Source organism: Mesorhizobium sp. M0808 (assembly GCF_040320025.1).
Lineage (GTDB): Bacteria > Pseudomonadota > Alphaproteobacteria > Rhizobiales > Rhizobiaceae > Mesorhizobium.
Map to the genome: position 1 here is coordinate 21,731 of NZ_JAMYOX010000022.1, position 21,846 is coordinate 43,576.

The window sequence follows — 21,846 nt, forward strand, 5'->3', positions numbered from 1 at the left end:
CAGCGGCGTCACCGGAAGAACAAGGCGCATCGAAATCGTTGGCCCGCATCAACGTGCGAATGCTGCTCACATTGATGCACCATTTGAACCGCACCTTGGCCCCCTATCGAGGAGGTGATTCGCGATGAACATCCAGTCGATCCTGACCGCGTCGCGTCCCAGACCCCACCAAAGTTCCGAACCTGAGTATCACCACGCCACTGAGCCTTTGGCTGAACCTGCCCGCGGAGAGGCAGAAGCAGATCGCGCAGAGCTTCGCGCGACTTCTCTTGCGGATGTGATCGACGGGCACGCCGTTTAAGGCGGATCGGCATGTTGGGAGCATCGAATAAACCGGACGAGTGCGTCACTGCCGCGCATCGCGGCAAGCTCGCTTACATTTACGTCCGCCAGTCTTCCGTGACCCAGTTGCGGCATCATCAGGACAGCACGGAGTTGCAGTACCGTCTCGTCGATCGCTCGCTCTTGGCTGGCCGCATATCCCGTCGATCGCACCGTCGACGGGCTCGCAACTCGTGGTCGAGCTGGCGCTGCCTGCGGTGCGAGCCCAACGAAGCTCTATATCAGAGCCAAGGTTACGATTTTCGAAGCCATGCATTTGGAGCACAAGTGACATTAATCCCGAACGCGTCGGTGTAATACGTATCGATCAAGAAACCAGAATCCTCTATCATCTGGAATCCATCAATAATCTCCTTGTTTACTTGCACTGGATTGTCTTCGATTACATAGTAGTCACCTGATTTCATAAATTTGTTTAAGTGAGAAAATATAGAAAATATTTTCACGTGCGCGTCATCGATCACGAGCCAAGGATGAGGGAGCTTCATCAGCAAATTTTGGTCGAAGTTGGCAGCATCAGAAAGGTCGATTTGGTGAAAGGTAAGCAGTGGATGCTTGGTTGCATTCTCGTGGACACACTTGGTGTACAAATCAAAGGAGTGTACTTCACCAGGGTTATCACACAGCACCGACATATTATCAGCAAACCACAGTCCGCTGCCACCCTGATATGAGCCGAGCTCTATAATTGTCCTCGGCTGAAGTTCCCAAATTAGCCGTGGATACAGAGCAAGATCAAATGGAGTCTTGATTAGTATCAGTCCTTTGTAAGTCTTGGCCAAGGCTCCAATTTTTGTGGAGCGCTTGTCAGCAATCCATGGGAAGATAGACGACATCCATGTTCGATCGGATGGCTTTGCAAAGCGTCCAGAATCATCAGCATTCAGCACGTTGCTAATGGTGTCAAACATTCCCAGCCAGTCAGGAATGAACTCTCGCCAACCCTGATCAAGAAGTCCGTCGGGCTTCATCTGATCGGGGTAGTTCTCGTGGGCGGCATCCCAAAAAGCCTTGTACCCGGAAGCGAGTTTCATAGGTCTATCTCCATGTTGCATCTGCCTCCTTTTCAATGCAATCGACGTGCCACTCCCAGAATGCGGTTGCGCGCGCTTTTAACGAGAGCGAAAAGCTGCCCGCATGCCCGCTGGAATGTCCGCGCGCTTTGTCGGGTCCGGGACATCATGGAAGAACCCCTACATCAAGGTTCGCTCCGCCGCTGGCAGGTTTTGGACACGCTTCACGCGATTAAAGCCTTTCAGGTTTTGACAGAAGCGTATTCAGCGTTCTCGAAGTAGTTGCTTCATTCGTTTGGTTGGATGGTTGAGACGAGGTGTCCGACGTGTCGCCATGTCTCTTCAATAGTTCGCTTTTGGGCGAGGCGCATCCAGTGCTTGATCTTGGCGAAGGCCTGCTCGATAGGGTTGAGGTCGGGTTGAATAGGGCGGCAGGTACCAGAGCTGGGCCACGGCCGCGCGGATCATGTGCCCGATAGCGGCCGACTTGTGGGATCCGAGATTGATGGGGTTGTCTAATCGCCGCTGGGACGTCAAGCATGTAATTGCGTCGAGACGACGCTGCCGGGTGCATGGTTGTCTTCGCGGTCGACATCAGTCGCCGCATGATGGAGCTCCGCGGACGAGCCTTCAATGTGGACGACGCACTTTGGTGAGACAGCAGTGCAACCCCATCAGCGGAATGGCTCGGCTCACGTCCCGGCAGGGACGTCTCAGGCGCTCAGATCCTGAACGCTATTCGCAAGATTTCATGCTGTGGCGCCTGCATTTCGATCAAAGAACTCACCGGTCTTGAGCATCGAATGCATTATCACGTTTGCGCGCCACAGCCACGGCAGCTCGTTTGAAGCCAACCCTCTCCCGGAGCTTGAGGCCCCACGTGCGCAGGCTGCTGTCGATCGAGCTGCGTGTCAGGATGACCGCCGCAGCCTCATAGAGAAGTCCCCGCAAATGTCGATCGCCGCGTCGGGATATATGGCCGTCATAATCGACTTCTCCCGATTGGTAGCGGCGAGTTGTCAGGCCGATCCAAGCGGCAACAGAGCGGGACTTCTTGAAGTTGCCCGGATCTTCAATGGCAGTGGCGAAAGAGGTTGCGGTAATGGCGCCGATGCCGGGGATCGACATGAGTATGCGGCATGCTTGGCTTTGACGTGCATCTGCGACAAGCTGGCGCCCAAGCTCGGCGGCACGGATGCGAATGCTGCGCCAGGCTTCCAACATCGGTAGGACGACAGGAGCAAGCTCGCTCTGATCGATAAGAAGGCTCCGGACATTCTTTTCGAATGTAGTTCCCTTACCGGCGGGAACGAGCAAGCCGAACGTTTTCATGATCCCTCGGATCTGGTTGGAAAGCTCGACGGTGATCCGGACCAGCCGAGTGCGTGCTGCCACGAGCGTGCGGGTCAACATACTGTCGAAGCCTTTCACGCGCACCTCGCGAAAGAATCCTGCTTCAGCAAGACGCGCCAAACCATCGGCGTCATTCGCATCCGTCTTGTTCGCCGCCATATCGAGAGCGGCTTTGGCATGGCGCGCATCGATGCAGATGGCTGGCAATCCCTCGGCGCGCAGCGCATGATAGAACCAAACTGACAGCGGGCCGGTTTCGAACACGACGCGCTTTGCGGCCGGCGCCCGCTTGCGGACAAGCTCGGCAATGATCCTGGGATCAGATGCGCACTTCCCGCGCCAGATCCGTTCGCCTTCACGGCGGATCGACACTGCCGTCTCTTTCATCGACACGTCGAGACCGATATGTTCTTCCATGGCTGTTCTCCGTTGAAGCTGGGCCCGGCGTCCAGTCGTGAGCCCGTATTTCATCTTATCGGGGAACAGCCACCCTCCAAGGCTATGATCGGTTCCAGGGCGCGTCGCTCCCGCGATTACCCCATGTGGACGCCCCCTGACGGCATCGCTGTGCCAAAGTGGTGTCGTTGATCATCACTTGAACGGAGGCGTCCATGTCGGAAGTTAGCATGATCGGGTTGGATCTAGCGAAGAACGTGTTCCAGGTGCACGGTGCAGATGCATCGGGAGCTATCCTGTTTAGAAAGAAGCTTCGCCGCGATCAGATGCTTAAATTCTTTGATGCGCAACCGGCTTGCACGGTTGCCATGGAGGCCTGCGGCAGCAGCCATTACTGGGCGCGGGAGATCACGAAGCTGGGACATAACGTCCGGCTGATCGCTCCGGGCTACGTCAAGCCTTTCGTGAAGAGGCAAAAGAACGATGCCGCCGATGCGGAGGCGATCTGCGAAGCTGCGCAACGGCCGACGATGCGTTTTGTGGCAGCCAAGAGTGAGGAACAACAGGCTGCGGCGATGGTGTTTCGCGCTCGCGATCTTCTGGTGCGCCAGCGGACCCAGACCATCAATGCGATACGTGGCCATCTTGCCGAATTCGGGCTGGTGGCCGCGCAGGGCCTTTTCCATGTGGCCAAGCTTGTAACGGCGATCGAGGATCATGGCTCCGCCATCCCAGAGGCCGCCCGTCCGATCCTGTGTCTGTTCGTGGAACAGTTGCGCTCGCTGGATGAGAGGGTGGCTGTGCTCGACCGCGAGATCGCCCGGCGCGCCAGGGAGGACGCGGAATCGAAACGACTGATGACTATCCCGGGGATAGGATCGATCACCGCGACTGCTCTCGCCGCTCTGGCTCCGTCGGCTCAGATCTTCAAAAGGGGGCGTGATTTTGCGGCCTGGCTGGGGCTCACTCCGTTGCAGCGTTCCACGGGCGGGAAGCAGAAGCTTGGCGAGACGTCCCGCATGGGCGAACGAACTCTGCGCCGCCTGCTCATTATAGGGGCCAGCGCTGCCGTGCGCTGGGCGATGCGGAAGGGGAAATCTGCGGACCCATGGCTCATGCGCATGCTGGACCGTAAGCCGCCCATGTTGGTGATCGTCGCGCTTGCCAACAAGACGGCACGCATCGTCTGGGCATTGATGGCGAAAGGCGGAACCTATCGGGCTCCGGCCGTGGCGGGTTAGTTCCGCTCGGCCGGAAGGCCTCGAAAGTGTGAGAAGGTCAAACGGAGAGTATGGCGCAACGGTCAACGAGACGGGATCGGGAAAACCAGATCATGGATACGTGCCTTGAGCACGCGAGATTGAATTGGACCCGCTCCGCGAACTCCCATACGGGCCCGCGGCATGTGGAACGCCGCATCAGAGGCCGGACACATGTCAGCACCCGACCACGCTCCTCATTCTTCATATAAGATTCTTCTTGCGCTGACGGGGGCGTCCACACATGTCCATGATGACGACGTCGCCGGGCTCGAGCAGGGGCACGAGCTGCTGCTGCTCGACATAGGCGCCCGAGCGTGGACGGGTCCTTGCCCGAAAAGGCGCCGCCGCCGTGACTATCTCGGCTTCCGCCATCTCGGCCATCAACAAGCGATTAGACGAGAGCCTGACGCCTTTGCCTGCCGCCCACTTCATGAACCCTTCCCCTAACTCATCCTCGTCGCCCGCTACGAGAAGGTGCGCGAGGCCGACGTCGTAATGAGCCAGGCGGTGCTGATCGCGGTCGGCATCGACTGGGACGGCCGGCGCCAGATCCTGGCCGTCGACATGGCCGACCGCGAGAGCCGCTCCGCCTGGAAGGCCTTCCTCCTCGCGCTGAAGAGCCGCGGACTCAAGGGTATCGAGCTCGTCGTCTCCGATGATCATGCCGGCTTGGTCGCGGCGATCGGCGAGGTCGTCCCCGAAGCCACCTGGCAACGCTGCTACGTGCTGGCGTGGCCGTCGAGCACGTGTAATGCGTTGAGAGCTCTTGGGCGACTAGCTCGCTAACAGCCTGTTTATGCAGAGTGTCCATTGGATTGCTCCTCTTGTCCATCGATCGGTGCATGGTGGGCGGGACCTGCCGGCCCGCAGAGCGAAGGCCGAGCAAGATGCGCGTCCCCTCTTGCAGCCGATGGCCTCAAAAATGCTTCTGGAGTATAGTTTTGGTCGACAGGATGCCATAATAGCCGCTTGCTGACCGCTCATCCGTCGAAGGCAAACATTTGTTTGGGCTCCCGTTAAACAAAAGAATCATGCGAACAAGAACGCTATACCGGAACATTCAACGACTTCTGCCAACGTTCGAAGCAGCAGCCCGACACGAAAGCTTCACTCTGGCAGGTGAAGAGGTCGGCTTGAGCCAAAGCTCCATCAGCAAACAGATGATGGAGCTTGAAAGCCGACTGGGGCAGCCACTCTTCGTCCGAGCACACAAGCAGATCAGCCTGACCCCGGCCGGTCACAGACTGCTGAGAGCCTACGGTTTTGCGGCGTCCCAGGTCATTGATGCGCTCGAGGACCTCCTGCAGGAAAGTTCCAGAACACAGATTGTCCTCTCGACGTCTACGGCAAATGCGGCATTCATGTTGTTGCCGCGCGTCGCGGAAGTGCGAGAATGTTTCTCTGGTGGCCAGATCTTCGTAGTGACGTCGGACCCCCAAGGCCTCGAAAGCTCCGGCCAGGTAGATCTTGTACTGTCGTTTGGCAGACCTGATCTTTCAGACTTCAAATCCCGTCCGTTGTTCCGAGATATTTTGACGCCTGTTTGCAGCCCCGATTTCATAAATAAAAATGGCGCACTCCGAGGCATCGACGATTTGTTAGATTGTGACCTATTGTACATGCAGGCTCAACATCTAACTTGGATCGGCTGGCGCCAATGGCTGAGGCATTTCTCGTTTGAACTACCGAAGAACCACCAACCCATGGGCTTCAATAGTTACTACAATACGATTCAGGCCTGCTTGGCTGGGCAAGGTGTCGCTCTTGGTTGGCTTCGTCTTCTGGGTGACCCGCTGCGCAGCGGGCAACTGGTCACCCCCCTCCCTGAATTCCTTGAAACCGAGGATCAGTACCACCTAGCTTGGCCCGTGGATCGGCGACCCGAGCTTGCAATCGAACCATTCGAGAGATGGCTTTGGCGACAATACGGCGGGAGCATTCCCGGCTTTACTCCCTCTAAAACCGAGAGGATTGGTAGTCCGGTGACCTCTGGACTATAAGAGGGCTAGGCTCCTAGTCTACGAGATCACATCACCGTTAGCTCCGGCAAGCCGCGGGAACTCGGGGCTGACCGTTGGCTAACTCGTGCAGCTTGGTTCGCTCAAAGGAAGTGCCCGGCAAATCTCAGCGTCCTCAATTCGTTCCGGGAATGCAAACGGATTCCAACATTCATTTGGTTCCGGCGGCGCTAGGCAACATCGTTTAGGCAGTCAGAAACTAGCGGGCCGTCGCTTCGGCGTCTCAGAGAACCGCTTACGAATGTGCAACATCTTTACCTTCGGTCACGGCCGACTCAGAGAAATTGGGACCCGTTCCAAGATTTACGCGGCAATAAGCCGAAGCTGCAGCTAACCGAAGTGACGGAGATAAATGGCACGGCAGCGCCGGCTGCTGCCGCTGGGATAGACGCGATCAGTTACCCGCAGCCAAATGAGAAAGCATGTACGCGACGCGGGCGCCGAGCACATTCATTATACGATCCGCACGCTCGCCGATGTCGATCGAATGGCAGCGGTTCCAGTCCGGGCGGAATCTTCTCATTGTTGGGGCGAGTATCTTGGGCTAGAGGCGGTCGCCGTCGGCGTCAAACCTGGGCACGAGCTTACGCTAATCGAAATGCCCCTCGGAGTCTCCAGCGCGTTGCATCCGTCCTCCGGCTCCATGTCGATATAGAGACCTTCAACGGAACAGCGGGACCAGGAACGGCAGCTTCGGGGCGCGTTGCGTCCCTGCGGCGCTCCTGGCCCGAGATCAGGGCACGGAAATGGCCCAGCATGATTGCCTCACGATCGATGCCGGTGTTCAGTATATGGTGGGAGGGTTTTCGCGCAAAAAAGTAGCCTGCCGCGTGATTTTATTTCGACTGCCGAGCACACCTTCCTTGCATATAACGACAGGCCTAAAGCCAAACTGGAGCGAGGCAGATGTCGTTCAAAGGCGTTATTCCGCCCGTCACAACGCCATTTCATGCGGACGGATCGGTCGACCGTGACGGCTTCTGCGTCATCGTCGAGCACCTAGTCGCGACTGGCGTCCACGGTATCATTGTCGGTGGGACGACAGGCGAGTACTACGCCCAGTCACGCGACGAGCGTGTCGGCCTGCTTAAGCTTGCCAGGAGCGTGGTGAAGGGGAAGATGCCCCTGATCGCCGGCGTCGGCGCCATTCGTACCGAGGACTGCATCGAATATGCGCTGGTTGCAAAGGACCTGCAGTACGACGGAATCCTGATCGGCTCCCCGTACTACGCTGTTCCCACGCAGCTCGAACTTGCCAATCATGCGCTCGCGATCGACAAGGCCGCCAATCTACCGGTGATGCTCTACAACTATCCCGGGCGCACCGGAACGATGATGGACCTCGAGTTCCTGGACCGCGTCGGTCGCAGCTCCAATTTCTGCGCCATCAAGGAATCGAGCGGCAGCATGAACCAACTGCACGCACTGGCTCGTGACTATACGCATATCGACCTGTTCTGCGGTATGGATGATCAGGCGCTGGAATTCTTCGCCTGGGGCGCAAAAGGGTGGGTCTGCGGAGCTGGCAACTGCCTGCCGGCTGAGCACCTCGCGCTGTACGAAGCCTGCGTGGTCGAGAAGGACTTCACCAAGGGCCGGCAGATCATGTCGGCGCTTCTGCCTCTGATGAGGCTTCTCGAACAGGGCGGCAAGTTCGTCCAGAGCATCAAGTTCGGGTGCGAATTGGCTGGATTGCCGGCTGGGCCCGTGCGCCGGCCGATGCGGGCACTCGACGACAAACAGAAGCGGGAACTCGAGTCAGCGATCCGCACCCTTAAGGCAGTCATCGCGTCAATCACTGCAAAATCCCAGAAGAGGGCTTCCGAGAATGTCATCGCTATTAACGCGTGATGAGTACCAGAACTTAGCGGACAGCCTGCCATTGCCGACCAGCGCAGTAATTGACGGCAAGGCGCGGGTTGCACAATCTGGGGATACTTTCGAGACCATCAATCCCGCGACAGGGCAGGTCATCGCCAAGATCGCTTCCTGCGGCCAGGCCGATGTCGATCTCGCTGTCGAGAAGGCGCGACTGGTGTTTGAATCGGGCGCCTGGTCGCGAGCGCATCCGAGCGAGCGCAAGCGCGTTCTGCGGCGGCTCGTAAAACTGATGAAGCGAAACGCCCATGAGCTTGCAGTGCTTGAGACGCTCGAAAGCGGCAAGCCGATCTACGACGTCGAAACCATAGACATCCCCGAGGCTCTGCATTGCCTGGAATGGCATGCGGAAGCCACCGATAAGCTCTACGGCCAGACGTCACCTTCGGGCGACGATGTCGTGTCGATGATCGTGCGCCAGCCGCTCGGCGTGGTCGCCTGCGTTCTGCCCTGGAATTTCCCGATCCTCATGCTGGCCTGGAAGATCGGTCCGGCACTTGCGACGGGCAACTCCGTCATTGTCAAGCCGGCCGAGCAGACCAACATGTCGACGTTGCGGATCGCCGAACTGGCGCATGAGGCCGGGCTGCCGTCAGGCGTCCTGCAAATCGTCACCGGTCCGGGCGAAGTGACCGGCAAGGCACTAGGCGTGCATCCCGATATCGACATGGTCGCCTTCACCGGGTCAACTGACGTCGGCCGGAAATTCCTGGAATATTCCGCGAGATCAAACCTCAAGCGCATCGTGCTCGAATGCGGCGGGAAGAATCCTTGCATCGTGCTGGACGACGCCGAGAACCTCGATGTTGTAGCGCAGCATGTCACCCAGGCTGTCTTCTGGAACATGGGCGAGAACTGCTCGTCCAATTCCCGCCTGATCGTGCACGAGAAGATCAAGGACCGCTTGGTGGAAACCGTCCTCCACAAGCTAAAGGAATGGCCTTTGGGCGAGCCGCTGGATCCGAGCAATCGGCTTGGCGCCATTGTGTCGAAGGAGCAGTTCGATCGCATCATGGGCTACATCAAGAAGGGGCGGGCGGAAGGCGCCAGGATCGTGACGGGCGGCAACGCCCACAAGCACGGCAAAGGCTATTTCATCGAGCCTACCGTATTCGACGATGTCACGCCCGAAATGGCGATTGCGCGAGAAGAAATTTTCGGTCCAGTGCTGTCGGTAATCAAAGTCGCCAACGCTGACGAGGCGCTTCGGGTCGCCAACGACACGCAATACGGGCTTGCAGCATCGATCTTTACCGCCAATCTCGGCAAGGCGCATCGCATCGCAAGGGATATTCGCGCCGGGACGGTGACCATTAATTGCTACGGCGAAGGAGACGTCTCGACTCCCTTCGGCGGCTTCAAGCTTTCGGGCTTCGGGGGACGAGACAAATCGTTGCATGCCCACGACCAATATACTGAACTCAAGACCATCTGGGCGGACATCTCCGATCCTAAAGTCTCACGTTCGGTAGACTAGCCTGGTCACACCGATGAGCGATTATGAGGCTGTCCGCACGCCTGCGGACACATCCATGCCCGGTTGGTACGGTATTCTGCCGCCTCCCAAGGCACCTGAGGTGCTGCGCGGCCGTCATAAGGCAGACTGGCTCATTGTAGGAGCTGGGTTTGCTGGCTTGGCGGCCGCGCGGCGCCTCTCACAACTGGTGCCGAACGAGCGCATAGTGGTGGTCGACGCTCAGCGCGTCGGCTGGGGTGCTGCCGGGCGCAACTCCGGCTTCATGATCGACCTTCCGCACGAGCTCGGTGGGGAGCATTACGGCGGAAGCCAGGATCACGATCGCAAACGCATCCGCATGAACCGGGCCGCGATTGAATTCTCTGCTTCGGCAGCGGACGAATACGGGTTGCAGAAATACTTCGTTCGGGCCGGCAAGTACCACGGAGCCGCAACCGATCACGGTGTTGCCGTCCTGCGCGAATTCGAAAAACACCTGACGGGGCTAGGCGAGCCATTCGAGCGGCTCGACGCGCTGCAGTTGAAGGAAATCACCGGAACCGAGTTCTTCGTCGGCGGTACGTTTACGCCTGGAACGGTAATGGCACAGCCGGCCGGCTTCATTCGTGGACTCGCCGAAGGTTTGTCGAGGCGTGTGCAGCTATTCGAGAATTCACCGGTGACTTCTCTGCAAACAGGCAAACTGCACACTGCCAAGACGGCCGAGGGCGAGATCACCGCGCCACGGTTGATCCTCACCGTTAACGGTCATCTCGAAAGCTTTGGCTTCTTCAAGAAACGCCTGCTGCATGTGTTCACTTACGCCAGCATGACGACGCCGCTTTCCAAGAGCGAACAGACAGCGCTGGGAGGTGAGCCGCATTGGGGCTTGATCCCGGCCGACCCGATGGGGTCAACCATCCGCAGGATCAGCGATCGGATCGTCGTCCGCAACACCTTCACCCATAATCCGGACATGTCCACCAGTGAGAAGAGGATCCGTCGGATCGGCGCCGTGCACGAGCGATCATTCCAGGCGCGCTTCCCGATGCTGGGTGAAATACCTATGGAGTTTCGATGGGGAGGCCACCTTTGCCTTTCCCTCAACTCCGCTCCTGCATTCGGCGAAGTCGATGAGAGGGTGTTCGTAGCTGGATGCTGCAATGGTCTCGGAACGGTGCAAGGCACCCTCTACGGAATGCTGGCTGCCGATCTTGCCGTTGGGAGTAACGAGCCAATGGTTGCAGACGCCCTGAAAGAGCCAGCCCCGGCTCGGCTTTATCCAGAACCGCTGATGTCGATCGGCGCGCCGCTGAAGCTGTGGGCGATGCAGAAGCGCGCCGGCAGAGAGCTCTAGCTTTCTCGTTCTTGCGCGGCCGCTTCCCGGATCCAGCTACGGAGGCTCTGGGCGGCAGGGGAAAGCGTGCGATTTTGATACCAGGTGAGATAGTAGCTGCCAGGGGCTGGGAGCTCGAGATCGGTCAGTCTGACGAGTTTCCCTTCGTCAATCTGCGCCTTGACAAGGCGGTGCCAGCCAACAGCCACCCCTTGATCGGCTTGAGCAGCCTGAAGCGCCACAAAGAACTTGCCGAAGCGCCGACCGCGGGTCGGCCCATGCGACACCCCCGCGCGCCGTAAGACCTCGTCCCAGCCAGCCCAGTCGGGATCCACCCAGTCAACATGCAGCAAGGGGAGGTCGGCCAACGACTCAGCCGTTGCATCGCGATGCTTGCTTGCAAATCCCGGCCCGCATACCGGGTAGATTGTTTCATCGAAAAGGAGCTCAGCATCTTCATTCGACCACGATCCGAACCCGTAGCGAATGCGCAATTCGACCTCGGCTCGGCGGTAATCGCGAGGATTGTCCGAGATAAGGTGGTCAACGGCAATATCCTGGTACCGTGTCCAGAAGTCCGGCATCCGTGGGATCAGCCACGTCGACGCGAAAGCGTCCGTGCACGCCAGCGTGACGTTCTTGGAACGGTCGCCGCGTTTCACATTTCGGACGATGTCTGCGGCCCGCGAAAAACCGCTGGCCAACACGCCATAAAGATCTTCGCCGGCGCTTGTCAGCGCCACACCGGTTCCCAATCGGGTAAACAGCGGAACCCCCAGTTCGTCCTCGATCGCTTTTATCTGTCGGCTGACGGCGCCAGGAGTGACGTTCAGTTCCGCAGCAGCCAATTTGAATGACAGGTGCCGGGCAGACGCCTCGAAAACAGCTAAAGCAGTCAGGGACGGCAGGTCATAATAGCGGCGAACCATCTCAAGCTCCAAACACTTCGATAATCGCGCCGCGCGACAAATAGAGCAAGCCGGCTGAATATGTTGGGACAACCATTTACAAGGCGACGCGATAGCCTGCGTTTCGACCGACTATGGCTGCGATCCCCACCCATTTGCGGCGGAACATAGGAGATTTGTATGAACCATGCTTCGCGATCTGCGACTCTGCCAAATCCATGTCCGACGCGGCTGCAGCGGAACATGCCCGGGGAATTGTCTGCGCTTGGCAACTAAACAAGGGGGTTGAGACTTTTGCAGGGCTGCCCCACTGGTCTTCAGCAGCCTTTCAGAGACTATGAACCGAACTATCCCTTTAAAGATGGCTAGCCTGTGACTGGCGTTGAGAAGACGAAGACTGCGGTGATAACAGGCGCGGGGGGAGATACCGGGCAAGCGATCTCCAGAGAGTTCGTTGCGGGGGGGCGTGTGGTTGCCGCGACGTCGAGCGATCGATGTCCTTCACTGCTTCTAGAAGAAACGGAGGCCACGTCAAAACACGACAAGGAGATTGCTTCTGCACGCCACAAGGCAGTCATTCGGAAGAGGTTTGAGCAAATGAGTGAAATTGCCACCGAAATCAGGCATGTTACGAAGCCGGGAGCTAATCTGTTCGCGGAACTGGGCTTTTCGGAAAATGAAGCCAAGCTTTATCACGGGGAGTCCAGAAAGCATATCGAGGAGCTCCTCTCTTGAAGGAGCAGCTCATGGGAGAGCTGGCTGTTTGTATCAAGGAGAACCACTTGAAACAGGAGGAGGCTGCCAAGATTTTTCATGTGACCAGACCGCGCATCTCCGATGTCGTGAACAGGGAGACCAGCAAATTCACGATGGATGCCTTGGTGAGCATGCTGCGTAGGCAAACCAGTACGCCTGGTTGTCGGCTGAAGGCAGCGTCGGAAAGACACTGGCATTTGAGGTTTATGCCGCGACTTGCCACTGGTGCCCGCAGCCGTCGACCATGCCTGCGCAGTGTACGGCGTTCGGGTTTTGCGATCTGGTCAAAAACTCCTTACAGGCGGTTGCGATGTTAGCCGATCCTGCGTCGTCCTTGGCCATACCGAGCTTTCAAGCGAACCTGGCCGCACATTCTGACGTCGACAACCGCCTAGCCACTTGCAATAACCCAACGCTGAACGGTTGCCCATGTTGTTTGAAGAGCCCAGACAACCGGTGGCGTTGCCATACAGACACATGAAGCAAGGACGAGTCGGCCGGCTGCGTTGAAAGTCTTAAATTTACGATTTGCGATGCGGGCCTGTACCGCAACCTGGAGAGCCATGTCGTCTAGATAGTCATCGGTTGCGGATTGCCCTTCCTCCGGAAAATATCGCTTCTTGGCGGCTTCACCGAATTCCCCGGCTTCCAGTTTTGCGATGTCGCCGAAATAGAGGAGGTTCGTCGAGCCATCTGCGGCCCGATGAAAGTGATGTAGGAATTTTGGCAGGAATGAAGTCAACGATATGACTGCCGCCACCGCCAAGAGCGGAAGAACGACGAGGAACGCTGCGCGGTAGCCCATGGCTGGTTCGTCCGGAGATCGGAGCATCGTGATGATCGATCCCATCCAAACCGAGCAAAACGTGAGCAGAGCCGCGTTCTTCGTTTCTGCAAATTTTACAAGGTCCAGCATCCGGCCGTGATTGGCCGAAAGCAGTTTCTCGTAAGTATCTTGCTGGTCGTTCTTGGCCATTGAAATCCTATGCTGCCTTATCCAACTGCACGGCCAGAAAGTCGGCGAGAGGGCAGTTGTCCATTGTCCCGCAGCATTTCAGCGTTGTGTTTTTGAAACTGTAGAAGAACGACTGCTCCGCCTCACGCCAGCCATCTAACGCCAGCGCGAAATCGGCGAGGACATCTGCGTGGTCCGAGCAGGCGGAAATCGGCCGGTTCCCATCGCCGCATTTGCATTTTTGCCGAAGCGTCATGACGCGACGATCGTTTCGAACTACCGACAGTATCCTCTTACCGTTCAGGAGCAGTCGGACCCGACGCTCGTTGTTTACTCGCTTCTCCACGGTCGAAAAACGCTCCTCTCGGAGAGAGGATATGAATGCTTTGCCGAGATTGGACGCATTGAATTCTGCGACCGCTTGAAATCTCGCTGCCTCTGGCCCATGGGCTCTAGCATCGGCCTTCCCTGGCCATGAGCGGAGCACCGCCGCAGTGCCCTGCCTAAGGAGAAAAATGAGCAACTTCCCCCACCATCCCGCCGCCGCCTCATGATTGTCGATGGTGTGACGCTCGAGCTCCGCCCAAAAAAGGCAGAAGCTTCCATCGAAGTTTATGTGACGTTCCGGGCAGAATGACGGAAGGCGGTCTGGCTTCACCTCGCGAGCTTTGACTGTCTCGCCGACCCGCGTGATCTCAATAAGAAATTTAGTCGCTGGGGCACCGGAAGCAAGCGCGGGCTGGACAGCAAAGATTGCGCTGTCGCCGTTCTCGCGCATGAGGACGGCATGGTTCAAGGTTGCAGTCTCAGTCAGAAGCCGCACGGCCGACATGGAGTTAGCGGTTCTCCAAGTAAGGTCGAAATGGCGCTTCGGCAGCTCTGGCTATTGAAGGACTCACCACCGCGTAAGCGGCACCGTGGATGGCTTTGGCCACCTTGTTTTCATCGGCAACGAGCGCTTCGAGCACCACATCATAGGTGAGGCCGGACTTTCGCCTCGACGTTCCGAAGAGCGTGCGCACCGATGCCGGGCCTCCGTCATATGCGGTTTGGCCGATTGCCGTCTGCTCGCCAGTGCAGCGTTTCTGTTCGTCCTCTGATCCCAAGACTGCTCGTCCAGTGGAGCAGCGAACACGATTGCCCTGCATGCCAAGTCGGGTGATGGCAGTTGGTCCAAACTCAAAACCAATCGCCAGTCCCAGATCGTCCGTATCCACGTCATTTGCGCGCAGCCGCTCAAGCGCCAGGTCGAAGCTGCTCCTGAGGGCGCCGGCGCAGAGTGTTCCAGTCGATACCGTGTCCTCGGTGTAGGTCTGAAAGGCGGTTCCCTCCATCAAATGGCCATGGATGCAGTCACCGATGAACCTGATACGACGTCCCGAGAAGTCGCAAGAAAGAACTCGATCAAGCTCTGAGCGGATGACATGGAGACAGCGAACAACGTCTTCCGGATCGTCGTCGATATGGGCATCCACGTAGGCCGTGAAATTGTCGACGTCAGCGTAGACCGAAATCGTCTCCATGCGCCGTGAGTTGCCCGGCGTCAGTAGCGAGATGTCGAGATCTCTCAGGGGTGGCGTGACTCGCGCGAAAACAAAGGAGCCGATCGGATTGTTCTTGTTGTCAGCGCGCCATTCGGACACCAGCGTGTCCTTGCTCAAGCCGAGCTGCGCTGCATCCTGGCACTCGGCGATCTCTTCCTCGGTCAATGGCGTAAGCGGGATGTCCTCGGCATCGAGCTCTTCAAGGCCGATTGCAGATCGTGCCTCATTGCTGAGAGAGATTCCGACGTCGGTTCCGTTCGAAGCGATCTTTGCAGCCATATTGGCAGGGCGGCCAAGGAATAGTGGTTCCCGATTGCCGCCGCGACCGTTGTTGACGACCAGCGCGCGGCCGCTGTCTATGCCGATGCGAACCTGTGCTGCGGGAATGTTCTCATCGTCGTCGCCCGTTTCCTGCAGGACGTCGCTGATCAATCGTGCAATCGCCACCGCTCGGTTCACGCGATCGCCTTCCGAATCTTCGCCGTAGGGCTTGGCGACAACCGCGTGGAGGCGCTGGTTGTGAAAATCGATACGCAGGGCATCCGACGCCGCTAAGATTCTGCGTACGGCCCTGTAGTGAAGGTTGAGAAAGCGGAGCGTCCTCTTGTGACAGGTCTCGCCCTCCACGTCGGTGCTTTCGAGCATGTCACGGAGGTTCAAGATGTCCACATAGAGGTGAACCGCATCCATTCGGTAGGCTTTGTTCGTCGGTATGGACGTCAATGACGTGTCACGGGTGTAGTCGACAACCGTCACCGTTTCGACGTCTTTGAAACGGGCATCGATGGCGTTCTTGGCGCGTTGATATTTCCAGTTATTCGACAACTTCGTCTCCATGTCTTTCCGGGCGCTTGGTGCACCAACGATTTCGATCAAGTTCTGTCCGACGACTCCGTCATGAAATGCGAGCCGTCATGGAGTCGTGCCTCGGGCGAGATGCCTCATTGCGGTCATTCCCCGTTTGTTTGTTTGTTCTGATGGGGATTCTTCCGGTCGGTCCTTCGCCTAAAGAGTCGGATATCCACCCCTCGGAACGCCGGACAACGTGTTGAGGGGTACTGTTGTGTCTTTCGAGGCGGTTTAGCTGGAAATTATACCAAACTATGCGCGCACCGATATTCGGGGCGTGGGCCTTCTCAGGAGTTCGCGACGGATCTGCTACGGCGGCTGTCGCAGATCCCGCAAATCTCATTCCTTCCATCCCATGCTGCGAACTTCAGCTCCCAAGTTGGCTCCTAGAGTCACAACTTTGGGTCCCCCACCAATACCAAGCAAAAATCTGCTAGCACGGAGCCGCGGAAGCTCGTCGGCGCAAAAAAGTAGCCTCCCGATTGACTTTATTTCGGTGGCGTCTCGTCGATTGTACCTGCGCCGCTGCCTTGGCTGGTTTCTTCCATCTAGTGGCTCTGGAATAAAGCCGAGTAAGTGCTGTCGGCGGCCGCTACTGTCAGCCACGAAACTGAACTCCGACCCGAGCAACCTGATGGACGTGCCCGTCTGCCGCGGCGCTTTAGTCAACAGACGCGTGAGAGTTTTGCAGTAGGTCAAACCTTCAGACTCCGGCAATAGTTCCGGCCGGCCCACACAGGCTGCATCGTTTTTCTTGGAGGCCGGCATGACTGCTCAACTACAACTTTCTCGTAGAGGAGGGCGGGAAGCGCGGCGGACGATCCGCACGGCGCCAAAGGTCGACATGTTGCCGACGCTGAAGCGGGGCCTGCCTGTGATAGAGCCGATGGATGTCGAGCAGGTTGAACGTATTCATGAGGCTTCTCTCGCCATCCTGGAAGAAGTGGGCGTGGTGTTTCGCGATCCGATCGCGATTGAGGACTGGAAGAGAGCCGGAGCGGACGTTCGCGCGGATGACCGCGTTCATCTCGATCGCGGCCTGGTCATGGAGCTGATCAAGACCATTCCCCCCAACGTCCAGTACTTCGCGCGAGATCCAGCGAAGAATGTCGAGCTCGGAGGCGACAAATCCATCTTCGTGCCGATGACCGGCGCGCCGTACATGCGCGACCTTGATGACGTCAGGCGTGGCCCGACGATCGCGGACCTTGGGACCTTCCATAAGCTGGCTCACATGATGCCGGCGTTGCATTCATCGGCGCACCACATCGTCGAGCCAATGGACATTGTTGTCGCGCATCGGCACCTGCACATCACCTATTCGTCAATGAAGCACTCCGACAAGATATTCATGGGCATGACCACCTCGCCCAAAAATGCCGAGGACGTGCTCGACATGTGCGAGATCCTTTTCGGCGAGGGCTTCCTCGAGAAGCACGCGGTGACTACCGGAAACTGCAATGGCAATTCGCCGCTGGTATGGGACCAGGTCATGCTGGGCGGCATGCGTGCTTTCTGCCGGCGCAACCAGCCCGTCTTGTGCTCGCCCTTCGTTCTCGGCGGCGCGAACACGCCAGCCTCCACCGCGGCGGCAGTGGCGCAGCTCAATGCGGAGGCGCTTTCGGCACTCGCCTACACGCAGGTGGTGCGCAAGGGCTGCCCTGCCATTTATGGGCATTACCTGTCGACCGTGTCGATGCAATCGGGAGCGCCGATGGCGGGAACGCCAGAGATATCGCTCATGAATTTCATGATCGGCCAGATGGCTCGTCGCTATAACGTGCCCTGGCGCACTTCGAACCTGCTCGGTGGAGCCAAGATCTTCGATGCGCAAGCTGGCTATGAAAGTGCGATGACGATGATGGCCGTGCTGATGTCTGGCGCAAACTACATCTGGCATTCGGCTGGCTGGAATGAAGCCGGCATGCACTGCTCGATCGCAAAGTTCGTTGTCGACGCCGAAGTCTGCGCCATGGGCTATCGCATGACGCAAGGCATCCAGTGGGACGATTTTGATGAAGCCCTGGCCGCGGTCCGCGATGTCGGCCCAGGCGGCCATTACTTTGGCCATCCGCATACACAGGCGAACTTCGAGAAGGCCTTCTTTATTCCGAAACTCTTCGACAATAACTCGATCGAGCAGTGGTACGCTGGTGGCTCCAAGGATATCAAGCAACGTGCCCTCGATCATGCGCGCCGCCTTCTGGCCGAATATGAAGAACCTAAGCTCGACGTCGCGAAGGACGAGGAATTGCGCGCTTATATCGATCGTCGCTCAAGGGAAATCCCCGCCGTCGAGGCACTCAACGAGGAATACTGAGCATCATGCGCATTGACCGGATCAACGTCTATAGTACCAAGCTGCCTGTTAAAGGTGGCACCTATCGAATGGCAAGCACCGACGTCGACGCGCTTGACAGCACCCTTGTCGAGGTTGTGACAAATGACGGGTTGACTGGCTGGGGCGAAACCTGCCCGGTAGGGCCGGTTTATCAGCCGCATCATGCACTCGGCGCACGCGCGGCGATGGCCGAAATCGCGCCAGGTCTTATGGGCGCGGAGATTGCCTCGATCAGGCTTCTCGCCAATCGCATGGACGAGCGCTTGAACGGGCATGGCTATGCCAAGGCAGCGTTCGACATAGCGTTTCTCGACCTCCTTGGGCAACGGCTGGGAGTGCCGGTTTCAACGCTTTTGGGCGGCGCCCTGACCGATCGCGTCCCGTCCTACTATTCGCTGATTGTTGGCTCACCGGACGAAACGGCCAGGATTGCCACCGACAAGGTGAAGGCAGGTTATCCACGGCTGCAGGTCAAAATCTCGGGGCGAAATCTCGAAGAGGATGTGGCCGTCGTTCACAAGGTCTGGGAGGCGGTCGGCTACAAAGCGCGTATCGCAGTGGATGGCAACAGGGGCCTCACTGTCGCTGCAGCGATTCATCTGGACCGGCTTTGCCAAGCGATCCCATTCGTTTTCGAACAAGCCTGCAACACTATGGATGAGGTCGCGACTCTAAAGGGTAGGGTGACGCATCCGGTATATCTGGATGAGAACACCGACGATCAGAACGCAGTACTCAGGGCGATCTCCCTCGGCATCGCAGATGGCTTCGGCTTCAAGATCACCCGTCTTGGCGGCCTCACCAAAATGGCGACGATGCGTGACCTTTGCGCCATCCGCTCGTTACCGCACAGCTGTGATGACGCATGGGGTGGCGACATAATCGCGGCGGCTTGCGTGCACTTGGCTTCCACTGTGGAGCCGCGGCGTTTTGAGGGCGCTTGGATCGCGCAGGAATATATCGAAGGACATTTCGACGCGAAGAATCCGATCCTCATCGAAAATGGTCACATCGCCGTACCCCAACTGCCAGGTCTCGGCATCAAACCGGAACACGGCATCTTCGGTCAGCCAGTAGCCACGTACGGATCCTAGTGAACGCACCCGCCAACATCAGCGCAATTACGTCGTTGGCCACGCCGAAAATTTCGGCGGCGGCCGATCGACCGTTTGACCTGGTGGTTCTTTTGTTACCCGGGTTCTCGCACCTGGCGCTTCACGCCTATATCGAACCTTTTCGCATCGCCAACACGGTATCAAGGCTGCCGCTGTTCCGGTGGCGAATCGCGGGGCTTGACCCTCGGCCAATCGAGGGCGCCAACGGCCTTTCGGTTGCCGTTGATGTCGCGATAGACGAGCTGGTTTCCGGTTCGGGCGATCGCAGTCCGAACCAGCTCGCTATCGTGACGGGCGAGCTGGTAGAACAGCAACTGACGCCTGAACTCAACGGATTTCTGCGAACGATGGCGCGTCGCGGGGTGCCGATATCTGCGGTTGGGACAGCGACGTGGCTACTTGCTCGGACGGGCCTTCTGGCAGGCACACGCTGCACGATACACTGGTCGCGGCTCGCTGCTTTCGCCGAAGTGTTCAACCAACCCCGCATAAGCGATTCCCTGTTTGTCAAGGACGGCCAGTATTCAACCTGCGCAGGAGAACTGGCAGCTTTTGACTTGGCGGTCGATCTGATCGGCAGCCATGCCGGCGGGTATATTGCACAGGAGGTCTGCCGCCACGCGACTGTCCAAGGTCAGCGCTCAGGATCAAACCGCCAGACCGGGCCGTCGGGTCTAGCCTTTGCGGGTGTGAGCGACAAGCTCCTGATGGCAATGCGGGTCATGGAGGAAAATGTGGAGTTCCCGCTGACAATGGAGGAGGTCGCGCAACGGGCCGGAGTATCGCGGCGCCAGCTGGAACGCTTGTTCGCTTCCCATATCGGACTTCCGCCAGTGCGTCACTATCTCCGGATTCGCACAGACCATGCGAAGCGCCTGATCGAAGGCACACGGATGCCCATCATCGACGTTGCCATGGCCTGCGGGTTTACGTCTGCTTCGCACTTCGCAAAGTGCTTCAGAGCCTTCAATCGAATGTCGCCGCAGCAGTGTCGAGCGATAGTGCCGGCTTGGGTTGGGCCCGGCTTAAGATGATAGATTGGTCTTTGAATTTAGCGGAGAACAGCGGCACCTCTATCCATGCCAAATGTTTGGAGTCGATCTGCCCACCAACAATCAGAAAGCGGCGCAACAATACGTCCGGATCATAGCGCTCAAAGCGGCGAGATCCGCCTATCCGTTGTCCTCTTCCGTGTCGACCGACGTTCATGCGAAAACCGTGGATTGATGACGGCTTTGATACGGCCCCGATCATGGTGGCGCAGGATGACTTCTCACGATTGCATGATGCGGGGGCGGCGAGGATTTCATTTCGCCCCAAGAAGCTCTCTGATTGCACTATTGCGTTGGGAAGATGCTGTAGCTTCTCGGTGATGGCCGTTCAAAGTCCAGCGCAGCTGCGGTTGGCGACGAACCGGTGCGAAGATCATGCAAGCTCCGTCGCATTCTGTAACGACAGTCAGCCCGGCCACTGCCTGCAAAACCCGGCCGCAGTTGTGCGGCCGGGTTGGCGGGGTCTCCAGATCAGGGTGGCGCGCAGTAGACGGATGGAGGGATCGAGTCAGGACAATGACGAAGAAGATGCCGCTTCTCTTCGAGACATTTGTGGAAAAGTTGTCGGAGAGTGTCGATGAAGCAGATTTCCGGGATGCCATGGCCGGGGCGGCCGCAGCACTTGATCTACTCACCTTTGCCTATCTGGCGTTGCCATTGCAATCTTGTGGCGAGCCCAAGCTGATCTCGAATTATCCGCGTCCCTGGACCGCGCACTATCTGCAAAACCAGTATCAGAAAGTCGATCCCGTCATCATGCGTGCGCGGTGTGGCGGCTGCCCGTTTCCATGGGGATCGGATTTGCGTGGCGTTGAGATGTCGCCGGCTCAACAGAAGCTATTTGATGAGGCGGCCCAGTTTAGCATCCGCTGCGGTTTGACGATCCCGATTATCGATCGTAGAGGCTGTGTTGCAGCGATGACTTTTGCCGCTGATAAGCCTAATTCCGCATTCCTGCGCGTTGCTGAGCGATATGAACAGGCGCTCCAACTCATGGCGACATTTTTTCACATTTATGCTCGTCGAAAGCTGTCCGGCAATCGAACAGTGGACGGCGTTTCGTTGACACCTCGTGAATATGAATGTCTGCAATGGGCGGCGCGCGGAAAGTCCGCCTGGGCTATGGGCTGCATCTTGGGCATCAAACCGCGCACCGTCGCTTTCCACCTCGACAATGCGAAGAAGAAGCTCGGCGTGCACACCAAGGATCAGGCCGTAGCCCTGCTGGCCTCCTCACGATCTTCAATTCTCTGAGAAACTGAATTCGTCTTT

At 57.9% G+C, this 21,846-nt stretch carries 16 protein-coding genes and 3 pseudogenes; 12 read left to right on the forward strand and 7 right to left on the reverse strand.

All coding sequences use genetic code 11. The annotated features are described in order from the left end of the window. Window positions 1-575: 575 nt before the first annotated feature. The 3 genes and pseudogenes from NKI25_RS22720 to NKI25_RS22730 all read right to left on the reverse strand — a co-directional run bounded on the left by NKI25_RS22720 (window position 576) and on the right by NKI25_RS22730 (window position 3,125). Window positions 576-1,376 carry a CmcI family methyltransferase gene (locus NKI25_RS22720; RefSeq protein WP_352999450.1) on the reverse strand — a complete coding sequence of 267 codons (801 nt, stop codon included), beginning with the start codon at window positions 1,374-1,376 and terminating at the stop codon, window positions 576-578. A 266-nt stretch (window positions 1,377-1,642) separates the two neighbouring features. After that, window positions 1,643-1,859, reverse strand: a pseudogene (locus NKI25_RS22725) (transposase); the annotation flags it as partial. A gap of 245 nt (window positions 1,860-2,104) precedes the next feature. Continuing rightward, a pseudogene (locus tag NKI25_RS22730) lies at window positions 2,105-3,125 on the reverse strand (IS110 family RNA-guided transposase). Window positions 3,126-3,319: 194 nt separating this feature from the next. On the opposite strand from NKI25_RS22730, the gene NKI25_RS22735 reads away from it, so the two are divergent. The 6 genes and pseudogenes from NKI25_RS22735 (at window position 3,320) to NKI25_RS22760 (ending at window position 11,075) form a co-directional block, all read left to right on the forward strand. Further along, the gene (locus NKI25_RS22735; RefSeq protein ID WP_352999452.1) at window positions 3,320-4,345 is read left to right on the forward strand and encodes an IS110 family RNA-guided transposase; all 1,026 of its coding nucleotides are present in this window, start codon (window positions 3,320-3,322) and stop codon (window positions 4,343-4,345) included. 379 nt (window positions 4,346-4,724) lie between these two features. After that, window positions 4,725-5,092 (forward strand): annotated as a pseudogene (locus NKI25_RS22740) (transposase); the annotation flags it as partial. 305 nt (window positions 5,093-5,397) lie between these two features. After that, a complete protein-coding gene (locus NKI25_RS22745; RefSeq protein WP_352999454.1) occupies window positions 5,398-6,366 on the forward strand; it encodes a LysR family transcriptional regulator in 969 nt (322 codons plus the stop codon). 924 nt (window positions 6,367-7,290) lie between these two features. Then, window positions 7,291-8,235, forward strand: a complete 945-nt coding sequence (locus NKI25_RS22750) for a dihydrodipicolinate synthase family protein (RefSeq protein WP_352999456.1) — start codon at window positions 7,291-7,293, stop codon at window positions 8,233-8,235. Then, a complete protein-coding gene (locus NKI25_RS22755; protein WP_352999458.1) occupies window positions 8,213-9,739 on the forward strand; it encodes an aldehyde dehydrogenase in 1,527 nt (508 codons plus the stop codon). The genes NKI25_RS22750 and NKI25_RS22755 overlap by 23 nt, the downstream gene beginning before the upstream one ends. Window positions 9,740-9,752: 13 nt before the next feature. Then, complete coding sequence (locus NKI25_RS22760; protein WP_352999459.1) at window positions 9,753-11,075, forward strand: NAD(P)/FAD-dependent oxidoreductase; 1,323 nt, start codon at window positions 9,753-9,755, stop codon at window positions 11,073-11,075. On the opposite strand, the gene NKI25_RS22765 is transcribed toward NKI25_RS22760, so the two are convergent. Next, window positions 11,072-11,983 carry a LysR substrate-binding domain-containing protein gene (locus tag NKI25_RS22765; protein WP_352691317.1) on the reverse strand — a complete coding sequence of 304 codons (912 nt, stop codon included), beginning with the start codon at window positions 11,981-11,983 and terminating at the stop codon, window positions 11,072-11,074. The two genes, NKI25_RS22760 and NKI25_RS22765, sit on opposite strands and share 4 nt — an antisense overlap. Window positions 11,984-12,334: 351 nt before the next feature. On the opposite strand from NKI25_RS22765, the gene NKI25_RS22770 reads away from it, so the two are divergent. Continuing rightward, window positions 12,335-12,697 (forward strand): Rossmann-fold NAD(P)-binding domain-containing protein, encoded by a 363-nt coding sequence (locus NKI25_RS22770; RefSeq protein WP_352999462.1) that lies wholly within the window; start codon window positions 12,335-12,337, stop codon window positions 12,695-12,697. An 11-nt stretch (window positions 12,698-12,708) separates the two neighbouring features. Then, on the forward strand, window positions 12,709-13,035 hold the full coding sequence (locus tag NKI25_RS22775) for a helix-turn-helix domain-containing protein (protein ID WP_352999514.1): 327 nt from the start codon (window positions 12,709-12,711) through the stop codon (window positions 13,033-13,035). A gap of 74 nt (window positions 13,036-13,109) precedes the next feature. On the opposite strand, the gene NKI25_RS22780 is transcribed toward NKI25_RS22775, so the two are convergent. The 3 genes from NKI25_RS22780 to NKI25_RS22790 are packed head-to-tail and all read right to left on the reverse strand — an operon-like array spanning window position 13,110 to window position 16,093. Beyond that, complete coding sequence (locus tag NKI25_RS22780) at window positions 13,110-13,694, reverse strand: Pycsar system effector family protein (protein WP_352999464.1); 585 nt, start codon at window positions 13,692-13,694, stop codon at window positions 13,110-13,112. A gap of 7 nt (window positions 13,695-13,701) precedes the next feature. Next, window positions 13,702-14,469: an E2 domain-associated cysteine-rich protein gene (locus tag NKI25_RS22785; protein ID WP_352999466.1), complete on the reverse strand. Its 768-nt coding sequence runs from the start codon at window positions 14,467-14,469 to the stop codon at window positions 13,702-13,704. A 40-nt stretch (window positions 14,470-14,509) separates the two neighbouring features. Then, a complete protein-coding gene (locus NKI25_RS22790) occupies window positions 14,510-16,093 on the reverse strand; it encodes a nucleotidyl cyclase domain-containing protein (protein WP_352999468.1) in 1,584 nt (527 codons plus the stop codon). A gap of 739 nt (window positions 16,094-16,832) precedes the next feature. Between NKI25_RS22790 and NKI25_RS22795 the strand changes: the two genes are divergently transcribed. The 4 genes from NKI25_RS22795 (at window position 16,833) to NKI25_RS22810 (ending at window position 21,828) form a co-directional block, all read left to right on the forward strand. Then, window positions 16,833-18,386: a trimethylamine methyltransferase family protein gene (locus NKI25_RS22795; RefSeq protein ID WP_352999471.1), complete on the forward strand. Its 1,554-nt coding sequence runs from the start codon at window positions 16,833-16,835 to the stop codon at window positions 18,384-18,386. A gap of 5 nt (window positions 18,387-18,391) precedes the next feature. Beyond that, window positions 18,392-19,501, forward strand: a complete 1,110-nt coding sequence (locus tag NKI25_RS22800; RefSeq protein WP_352999473.1) for a mandelate racemase/muconate lactonizing enzyme family protein — start codon at window positions 18,392-18,394, stop codon at window positions 19,499-19,501. Next, window positions 19,501-20,556: a GlxA family transcriptional regulator gene (locus tag NKI25_RS22805; protein WP_352999475.1), complete on the forward strand. Its 1,056-nt coding sequence runs from the start codon at window positions 19,501-19,503 to the stop codon at window positions 20,554-20,556. The genes NKI25_RS22800 and NKI25_RS22805 overlap by 1 nt, the downstream gene beginning before the upstream one ends. A 546-nt stretch (window positions 20,557-21,102) precedes the next feature. Then, window positions 21,103-21,828, forward strand: coding sequence for an autoinducer binding domain-containing protein (locus NKI25_RS22810; protein ID WP_502897412.1), 726 nt, complete (start codon window positions 21,103-21,105; stop codon window positions 21,826-21,828). Window positions 21,829-21,846 lie beyond the last annotated feature (18 nt).